This is a genomic window from Methylorubrum subtropicum (genome assembly GCF_038442325.1).
Classification (GTDB): domain Bacteria; phylum Pseudomonadota; class Alphaproteobacteria; order Rhizobiales; family Beijerinckiaceae; genus Methylobacterium; species Methylobacterium subtropicum.
Genome location: NZ_JBBXMW010000010.1, coordinates 224,507 through 231,465 on the forward strand (window position 1 = coordinate 224,507; position 6,959 = coordinate 231,465).

Sequence of the window (6,959 nt, forward strand, 5' to 3'; positions counted from 1 at the left end):
ACGATCCGGTCCATAGACCGTCCTATGTTCGTTCTACACGTCGCCCTCCAGGGCTGCCTGCGCGGCAGCGACGTTGTCTACGGACTGACGGCCGATACCGGCGGCCATATCCGCTACCTGCTCGATCTGGTCGGCGCCTCGGCGCGGGACGAAGCCGTCACGCGGATCGTGGTGGCGACGCGCCTGTTCCACGGCGCGCCGGGGCCCGATTACGCCGTGCCCGAAGAGCGGATCGCCGACAAGGTCGGGCTGCTGCGCCTCGCCAGCGCCTCGCCGGGCTACCGCTCGAAGGAGGAGATGCACGCCGAGGTCGCGAGCTACGCCGACAACCTCGTGGCCTGGATCGGGCGCCAATCGCGGGCGCCGGACATCGTCCACGCGCATTACGCGGATGCGGCCGCCGTGGCGGCGATCGTGGAGGAGCGGCTCGGCATCCCGTTCGTGTTCACCGCCCATTCCCTGGGCCGGGTGAAGGCCATGATGCTGGGCGAGGCCGCGCCCCGCCCCGACCTGACGCGCCGCATCGCCACCGAGGAGGCGGCGCTGACGCGCGCGAGCCTCGTCGTCGCGTCCTCGCGCGACGAGGCCGAGGTGCAGTACGCCGGCTACCGTTCCTACGATCCGGGCCGGGTGCGCGTGCTGCCGCCGGGCAGCGACCTCGCGCGGTTTGCCGCGAGCCGCCCGCATCCGCGGGTCGATGCCGCGATCGACCGGTTCCTGGCCGATCCGGGCAAGCCGCCGCTGCTGGCGCTGGCCCGCCCGGTGGCGCGCAAGAACCTCGCGGCTTTGGTCCGGGCCTACGGCGAGAGCCCGGACTTGCAGGCGAGTGCCAACCTCGTCCTCGTCGCGGGCACGCGGGAGGACATCGACGCGCTCGACGGCGACATGGCCGCGACGATGCGTGATCTCCTCGTGCTGATCGACCGCTACGACCTCTACGGGCGCGTGGCCTACCCCAAGACCCACCGCCCCGACGACGTGCCGGCGATCTACGCCTATGCCCGCGAGCGCGGCGGCCTGTTCGTCAACCCGGCGCTGAACGAGCCGTTCGGCCTGACCCTGCTGGAGGCCTCCGCCGCCGGCCTGCCCTTGGTCGCCACCGACAGCGGCGGGCCGAACGACATCGTCGAGACCTGCGGCAACGGGCTTCTGGTCGATCCCCGCGCGCCCGCCTCCATCGCGGCGGCCTGCCTGCACATCCTCACGGACCGGGACTTCCGCGCGGCCTGCGTCGCGGGCGGGGCGCGGGCGGCGGCGGCCTACGACTGGGACCGGCACGCCGCGCGCTACCACGCGCTGCTGGCCGCTCTGCTCGCCCGCACCCCGCCGCTGCGCCACCCGCGCCAGCTCCTGATCTGCGATATCGACAACACCCTGGTCGGCTGCGAATCCGCGCTCGCGACCTTCCGGCGCTGGCGCAGCCGCCAGACGGGCCTCGCCTTCGGCGTCGCCACCGGCCGCTCGTTCCACAGCGCCATGGCGGTGCTGGAACAGCAGGACAGCCCGCGCCCGCAGGTGATGATCACCTCGGTCGGCTCGGAAATCTACCATCTCGACGAGAACGGCGTGACCTACACGGCCGATTCCGCGTGGCGCGCGGCGGTCTCGGAGGGCTGGGACCGCAAGGGAATCGACGCGGCGCTCGGGCGGCTCGACGGGCTCGTGCCGCAGGGGCCGCTGGAGCAGCGGGGGCACAAGCTCAGCTTCTTCGGCGACGCGGAGACCGCGCAGGGGGTGCGCGAGCGCCTGAGCGCGGCGGGCCTCTCGGCCAACGTGATCCACAGCCACGGCCGCTATCTCGACGTGCTGCCGGCCACCGCCTCCAAGGGCTCGGCGGTCGATCACGTCCGCTCCCTCTACGGCCTGCCCGAGCGGGCGGTGTTCGTGGCGGGCGATTCCGGCAACGACATCGAGATGCTGCGCGACCGGACCCAGGCGATCATCGTCGCCAACTATTCCGATGGGCTGGCCCACCACGCGGCGCTCGCGCATTCCTACGTCGCCCGCGCCTCGCATGCCCGCGGCATCATCGAGGGCGTGCTGCATTTCCGCCGGGCGGTGGCCTACGCCGCGCCGGCCCCCACCGCGTGACCGGCCCCGACCTCCGGGCAAGCGTGCTCACCCTGGTCCGCGGCCGGGCCGACCGCCTGCGCCACCTGATGCACGGTCTCAGTCGCCAGAGCGTGGCCCCGCGCGAGTTGGTGATCGCCTGGATGCAGCCGGAGCGCGCCGCCGACCTGCCCGATCCCGGCTGCCCCGTGCGCCATTGCCACGTGCCCGGCGAGCCGATGCCGCTCGCCGCCGCGCGCAACCGCGCCGCCGCGGCGGCGTCTTCCGATCTTCTGGTGTTTCTCGACGTGGACTGCATCCCCTCGCCCGGCCTCGTGGCGGCCTATGCGGACGCGGCGCGGACCGAGCGCGGCCTGTTCCTCGGCGAAGTGCTCTACCTGCCGCCCGGCGTCACCGACCCCGCCGATCTCGACCGGCTCGGCCGCATCCATCCGGCCCGGCCTCCGGTGCCTGCATCAGGGTTGCGGCGCGAGCCCGATGCCGGGCAGCTCTGGGGGCTGTCCTTCGCCCTGCCGGCGGAGGCGTGGCGGGCGGTCGGCGGCATGGACGAGGGCTTCGTCGGCTACGGCGGCGAGGAGACCGATCTGGCCGCACGCCTCGCGGAATCCGGCTTGCCGACCTTCTGGGTCGCGGGCGCCCAGGCCTATCACCAGCACCACCCGGTCCACGTGCCGCCGCTTCAGCACTTCTCGGCAATTCTCGCCAACGCGGCCCGCTTCCATGCCCGGCACGGGCGCTGGTGCATGACCTACTGGCTCGGCCAGTTCCGCGCCGCCGGCCTCATCGCCTGGGACGAGACCGCCCCGGCGATCCGCCTCCTGCGCCATCCCGAACCGCCCGAGATCGCCGCGGCGTTCCGGCCCGACGCCCTGTTCTCCTGACGACGGCGAGACCATGAAGAAACCCATCGCGTTCTTCGTCCACCACCAGGGCCGGGGCCATGCCCACCGCACCATGGCGGTGGCGGCCGAGTTCGCCCGCGACCGGCCGGTCTCGGTGCTGACCGCCGGCCCGCAGCTGTTCGACGGCTTTTCCCGCGACATCGAGATCGTGGCGCTGCCCAACATGATCGGCGCCGCGGTGCCGACCCCGCGCCTCTACGCCGAGCCGACGCCGCCGGTGATGCATTGCGTGCCGCTGGGCCTCTCTGAGATGCGCCGGACCATGCGGACGATCCTCGACCATCTCGATGCCCGCGAGGTCGGCCTGTTCGTGGTCGATGTCTCGGCCGAGATCGCGCTGCTCGCCCGCATCGCCAGCGTGCCCGCGGTGCAGATCCGCATGCACGGTGATCGCGGCGACATCGGCCATGTCGGCGCCTACGAGGCCTGCGTCGGCATGCTCGCCCCCTTCGACGCGCGATTGGAGCAGGACGACTACCCGGCGCATCTGCGGCAAAAAACGTTCTACAGCGGCGGGCTGTGCACCAGCGTCGATTCCGTGCCCGGGCGGGCCGAGGCGCGGGCGCGGCTCGGCCTCGACCCGGAGCGCGAGATCGTCGTCGCGGTCACCGGCGGCGGGGGCAGCGGCACGCCCTACGCGCCGCTGACGGTGGCGGCCCGCGCCGCGCCCGACGCCCTGTGGCTGACGCTCGGGCCGACCCACCGCGAGGGCCACGAGACCGACTTTTCGAACCTGCGCGAACTCGGCTGGGTGCCGTCCGTGACCGACTATCTGGCCGCCGCCGACATCGTCGTGGCGTCGGCGGGCGACAACACCGTGCACGAGGTCGCCCGCGTCGGCGGGCGCCTCATCGTCATGCCCGAATGGCGCTATTTCGGCGAGCAGACCCGCAAGGCCGAGGCGCTGGTGCGCCTGGGCGCCGCGGTCCAGAGCCCGCACTGGCCCGGCGACCTCCAGGGCTGGCGCGATCTGCTCGCCCGCGCCCGCGGCCTCGATGGCAGCGTCCTGCGCGGCCTCTACGCCCCCGATGCGGCGGCGCGCGCCGCCGGCTGGCTCGAAGGGCTGACCGACGAGCTGTGGCAGGGCGCTGTCGAGGCGCCCGCAACGCTGCGCGTCGTCGCGACCAACTGAACCGACCGTCCCCGCCCCACTCATCGCCGGAGCCCGCATGCCCACCGTTTCCGTCGTCACCCTGGCCAAGGGGCGACCCGCGCATCTGCGCAACGTCCTGCGCGGGCTGGAGCGCCAGACCCAGAAACCCGCCGAGTTCGTCGTCGCGGTGATGCAGGATGCACTCTACGACCTGCCCGAGGTCGGCTTTCCCGTGCGCCAGATCCGCGTCGAGGGCACCGAACTGCCGCTCGCCGCCGCGCGCAACCGCGGCGTCGCAGCTTCCTCCGGGGAGGCGATCGCCTTCCTCGACGTCGATTGCATCCCGACGCCCGGGCTCATTGCCGAATACGCCCGAGGCCTGTCGGCGCTCGACGGCCTGCTGATGGGCGAGGTGCTGCACCTGCCCGAGCACGCCACGCTCGGTGATTGGGACTACGACGACCTCGCGCGGGTCGCCGAAAAGCATTCCGACCGGCGCGGGCCCCCGGCTTCGGGCATCGAAATCTGCACCGATTACCGCTGCTTCTGGTCGCTCAATTTCGCGATTCTAAGGGCGACGTTCGAGGCGGTCGGCGGGTTCGACGAGCGCTATGTCGGCTACGGCGGCGAGGACACCGATTTCGGCAAGCTCCTCGACCGGCGCGGCATCCCGATCGCCTGGATGAAGGGGGCGCTGGCCTATCACCAGTACCATCCGCACCACATGCCGCCGATCCACCATCTCGACAGCGTGGTGCGCAACGCCGAGCTGTTCGAGGCCAAGTGGGGCTACCGCACGATGGGCCACTGGCTCTACGCCTTCAAGGTGATGGGCCTGATCGACGACACGCCCGACCGGCCGATCCGCATCCTGCGCCGCCCCGATGCGGCCGACCTCGCGCTCACCGGCCAGCAGAGCCACCAGCCCTATACGAACTCGGCCTCCGTCATCCGCGCCCTGGAGGCGCGGGCGCGCGAGTCCGAGGCCGAGCCGGCGTGAGGATCGCCCTCCTCGCCCATCTGCGCCACCCCATCGCCCCGCCCTTCGCCGGCGGGCTGGAGGCCTATACCTGGCACCTCGCGGAAGGCTTAAGCGCGCGCGGCCACGACGTGACCCTGTTCGCCGCGGGCGACGGCGACCGGCGCTTCCGCCTCGATCCGGTGATCCCGGTGCATCACGAGAAAAGCTTCCCCGGCATGGAGCACCGGGGGGATGCCGGGCTGAAGGCGCATGTCGATGCGGGTTACGCGGCCGCCCTCGACCGCATCGCCGCGGGCGGCTTCGACGTGCTGCACAACAACAGCCTCAGCCGCCTGCCGCTGGAACGCCGCCGCTTGGGGGCGGTGCCGACCGTGACCTCGCTGCATGTGCCGCCCTACGACGCGCTGCGCTGGTTTGTGCACGAGAGCCTGAGCCCTAGCCACCGCATCACCGCGACCTCGCAGGCCCACGCGCGGGGCTGGTGGCCCGACGGCGTGCCGCCCGAGGTGACGGTGCTCCACAACGGCATCGATCCCGACGCGTGGCCGTTCCGCGCGGCGGGCGACGGCAGCGCCGTCTGGTGCGGGCGGATCGCGGCCGTGAAGGGCCCCCACCACGCCGTCGCGGCGGCCCGGCAGGCGGGCCTGCCGCTGACGCTGTTCGGCCCGATCGAGGAGCCGGATTATTGGGCGGCGCAGGTCGCCCCGGGGCTCGGCGGCGCGATCCGCTACGGCGGCCATCACGACGGCGCGGCGCTTGCCCAAGAGATCGGCCGCGCCTCCGTCTTCCTGTTCACGCCGTGCTGGGACGAGCCGTTCGGCCTCGTCACCGTCGAGGCGATGGCCTGCGGCCTGCCGGTGGCCGGGTTCAGGATGGGCGCGGCCGAGGAGGTCGTCGGCGAGGCCGGCCGCCTCGTCCCGGTCGGCGACGAGACTGCTCTTGCGCAGGCCATCACGGCAGCGCTGGCGATCCCGCGCACCGTGCCGCGGGCCCGCGTCCTGCGCCTGTTCACCCGCGCGCACTGGCTGGACCGCTGCGAGGCGCTCTACGCGCAGGCCCGCGCGGTTTGAGCCCGGTCGCCCGAACCCACTCGAACCACGGAAAAACATGACCCGTCAGGACCTCATCGCCGCCCTGTGGCACGGCCGCGATCCCTTCGCCGACCCGCCGGAGGCGCTGCGCCCCCTCGACCTGCAGGGCTGGCGCAGCCACCATCTCTATCTCGACGAGGCGGTGGAGCAGTTCCGCCCGGGCGTGGTGGTCGAGATCGGCGCGTGGAAGGGGGCGAGCACGCTGCATATGGCCCGCGCCATGGAAGAGCGCGGGATCGCCGGCACCGTCGTCGCCGTCGATACGTGGCTCGGCGCGGTCGATCACTGGGCGGAGGCCGGCCTGTTCGCGGAGCTCGCCACCGAGCACGGCTTCCCGAGCCTCTACCGCACCTTCCTGGCCAACGTCCTGCGCGAGGGGCAGGCCGAACGGGTGATCCCGCTGCCGCTCGATTCGGTGAACGCCGCCGAGCTGATGCGCCTGCGCGGGGTCACTGCCGACGTGATCCATCTCGATGCCGGCCACGAGGAGGCCTCGGTCGCCGCCGATCTCCGCGCGTGGTGGCCGGTGCTGCGGCCCGGCGGCCTGTTCATCGCCGACGACTACGACAGCCTCGGCGGCAAGTTCCCCGGCGTCACCCGCGCGGTCGATGCCTTCTGCGCCGAGTTCGACGTGCGGGGCCCATGGTCGTTCCGGGGCAAGGCCAAGTTCGTCAAGCCCGAGGCGGCCGCCCTTTAGGCCGCGAACTCATAACGATTGGCACGGTTGCCCACGCTGATCGTTGGTCCTCCAGCCATGGAGGATCGTGAATGGCACGGTTTGATCTGACGGACGCGGAGTGGGCAGCGATCGAGCCGGTTCT

6 protein-coding genes are annotated in these 6,959 nt (G+C 72.5%); all 6 read left to right on the plus strand.

Going from position 1 to position 6,959, the window contains the following annotated elements; genetic code table 11:
- The first annotated feature begins 24 nt into the window (after positions 1-24).
- Genes AAHG03_RS15855 through AAHG03_RS15880 form a run of 6 tightly spaced genes read left to right on the plus strand, consistent with a single transcriptional unit; the run spans position 25 to position 6,835 of the window.
- Positions 25-2,091: an HAD-IIB family hydrolase gene (locus AAHG03_RS15855; RefSeq protein ID WP_342151648.1), complete on the plus strand. Its 2,067-nt coding sequence runs from the start codon at positions 25-27 to the stop codon at positions 2,089-2,091.
- A gap of 23 nt (positions 2,092-2,114) precedes the next feature.
- Complete coding sequence (locus AAHG03_RS15860) at positions 2,115-2,951, plus strand: glycosyltransferase family 2 protein (RefSeq protein WP_412759755.1); 837 nt, start codon at positions 2,115-2,117, stop codon at positions 2,949-2,951.
- Between the two features lie 13 nt (positions 2,952-2,964).
- The gene (locus AAHG03_RS15865; protein ID WP_342151649.1) at positions 2,965-4,104 is read left to right on the plus strand and encodes a glycosyltransferase; all 1,140 of its coding nucleotides are present in this window, start codon (positions 2,965-2,967) and stop codon (positions 4,102-4,104) included.
- 37 nt (positions 4,105-4,141) lie between these two features.
- The gene (locus AAHG03_RS15870) at positions 4,142-5,065 is read left to right on the plus strand and encodes a glycosyltransferase family 2 protein (RefSeq protein ID WP_342151650.1); all 924 of its coding nucleotides are present in this window, start codon (positions 4,142-4,144) and stop codon (positions 5,063-5,065) included.
- A complete protein-coding gene (locus AAHG03_RS15875; RefSeq protein ID WP_342151651.1) occupies positions 5,062-6,117 on the plus strand; it encodes a glycosyltransferase in 1,056 nt (351 codons plus the stop codon). Before AAHG03_RS15870 ends, AAHG03_RS15875 begins: the two co-directional genes overlap by 4 nt.
- Before the next feature lie 37 nt (positions 6,118-6,154).
- Positions 6,155-6,835 carry a class I SAM-dependent methyltransferase gene (locus AAHG03_RS15880; protein WP_342151652.1) on the plus strand — a complete coding sequence of 227 codons (681 nt, stop codon included), beginning with the start codon at positions 6,155-6,157 and terminating at the stop codon, positions 6,833-6,835.
- Positions 6,836-6,959 lie beyond the last annotated feature (124 nt).